The 1,840-nt window shown below is 62.9% G+C and carries 3 protein-coding genes; all 3 read right to left on the bottom strand.

All coding sequences use genetic code 11. The features are described 5' to 3' along the window. Positions 1-299, bottom strand: a 299-nt coding sequence (locus BGN95_RS01995) for a TadE/TadG family type IV pilus assembly protein (protein ID WP_286771465.1), incomplete at its 3' end; no start/stop codon positions are given. Then, positions 296-1,510, bottom strand: coding sequence for a pilus assembly protein TadG-related protein (locus tag BGN95_RS01990; RefSeq protein ID WP_286771464.1), 1,215 nt, complete (start codon positions 1,508-1,510; stop codon positions 296-298). The genes BGN95_RS01995 and BGN95_RS01990, both read right to left, overlap by 4 nt. Positions 1,511-1,639: 129 nt before the next feature. Beyond that, the coding region (locus BGN95_RS01985; protein WP_286771463.1) for a hypothetical protein at positions 1,640-1,840 on the bottom strand (201 nt) is incomplete at its 5' end.

Below are 1,840 nucleotides of genomic sequence, written 5' to 3'. Positions count from 1 at the left end.
TCGCATTCGAGCCATTCGTCGACCGTCACCTGGCTCGCCGGCACGCCCGCGGCGGTGGCCGCCTCCTGCTGAATCCCGGTGGGATCGGCATTGTCGATCCCGCCCGCGGTCGCCATTTCCAGCGACCGCGCGACCGCTTGCTGCAGCCGGAGCTTTTGCCCCACCGTGATCGCCACGCAGACGAGACCGAGCACGAGCAGCGCGAACAGCGGCAGCACGATCCCCAGTTCGACGACCGAGGTTCCCCTTGTGCAGCGCGAGAGCCGGCGCAGCGGGGTGCTGATGTGCGGATCGGTCATCCGACCAGCCGTACCTGCACGGCGCGGATCTTCGTCCAATCGGGGTGATCCGAGCAGTCGTTGGCGATCGTGCTGTTGCCGATGAAGGTGACCCTTTTCGACACCATCTTCACGCATTTGGTGTTCATGCCCGCGGTGCCGCTGAAATCGAGCTCCTGCGACGGGAAATAGAAGGCACCGGTGAAGGCCGACGCGGCGTTGCCGTTGATCGTATTGATCGAATTGGCATTGCCCGAGTCCACCGCGCGGCGATCCTGATAGAAAAGCACCCCGGCATAGGTGCCGTCGCTCGGTGCGCTAAGGTTGAGCGTCGCGCCGCCGTTGATGCTGACGGTCCCGATCTGGCTCGGCTGGGTGGCCGCATTGGTGCTGGTCAGGATGATGGTGACGCCGGTGCCGGTGATGGTGGCTTGCGATCCGACGCTGAAGTTCGCGCTGTCGATATAATAGACGCCGGGGTTGAGCGTGATCGTGCCCTGGATCTTCGCGCTGCCATAGCAACCGGCGCTCGCCGCTGGCGCGACCGTATTGGGCGACACGTCCAGCTTGGCGTTGCATTTCATCCCGGAGATATCGGGCTGGGGCAGCCCGCTATACGGATCGGGCTGGGGCAGCGAATAAGGCTGGAGCGTCGTTCCGTTCTGATAATTGCTGCTCCACGCCAGCCCGCCGACCGCAGCGATCGGCGTCGCATAGATATTGCTGCTGCCGCCGGCATAGACCGCATTGTTCGACGTCGTGTTGCTCGCCATGCCGCAGCCCATGTTGACCGTGGCATTGCCGCTCATGGTGATGCCGGTGCTGTTGGTGCGGGCGAGCGCGATGACGCAATAATCGCCGTTCTGGACCACCGCGGCGGTCGCCTCGGTCGAGATGACCGGGGTCGCGGCCATGAACAGCCCGGAAAAGGGCAGGCGGGTGCTGGTCTGCAGCACGACCCGCACCGCGTTCATATTGCCCGCATAGGCGCCGACCGTCGGCGCATTCTCGATCACCGGCGCGCTGCTGAACGTCAGCTTGTTGTTGCGCGTGAGATCGGCGGTCGCACTGGCAGCGACATTCTTGCCCTGCGCATCGGCATAGGCCCCGGCGAGCGCCGCGGAATCGGCCTGACGCTGGAGCTGGTGGCGCCACAGCGACCATTGCACCGTATCGGTGGCAAGCCCCGTCGCGCCGACGAGAACCGCGAGCCCGGCGGCGGCCAAGATCATCACGTTCCCGCGTCTATCCCCCACAAGGCCGGTCATTTCAAAGCACCTTCCTCTCGCCGACGATCCATCATGAGAAAGAGAAAATGCAACTAATCACTTCAGTTAACGGCCGGTTATTCAATCGGTCGGTCAAGATGATCCAACGGTTAAATCCGGTTCAAAACAGATATATGCAAGTAAGCTTGAGGATTGGTGTAGGAGTGGAGAATTTTTGTACGGCGTATGCGGCGCGCCAGGGCCGCCCCATCCGGTCTTTGGGATAAATGCTTCCCGGGAACGCACAAATGCGCCAACCCGGTCGGCATGGCGCATGAAGACCGTATCACGATC

Origin of the sequence: Sphingomonas sp. 66-10 (assembly GCF_001897045.1) — a bacterium.
Classification (GTDB): domain Bacteria; phylum Pseudomonadota; class Alphaproteobacteria; order Sphingomonadales; family Sphingomonadaceae; genus Sphingomonas; species Sphingomonas lycopersici.
Note: the sequence above shows the minus strand (reverse complement) of the source record. Positions and strands in the feature narration are given on the sequence as shown.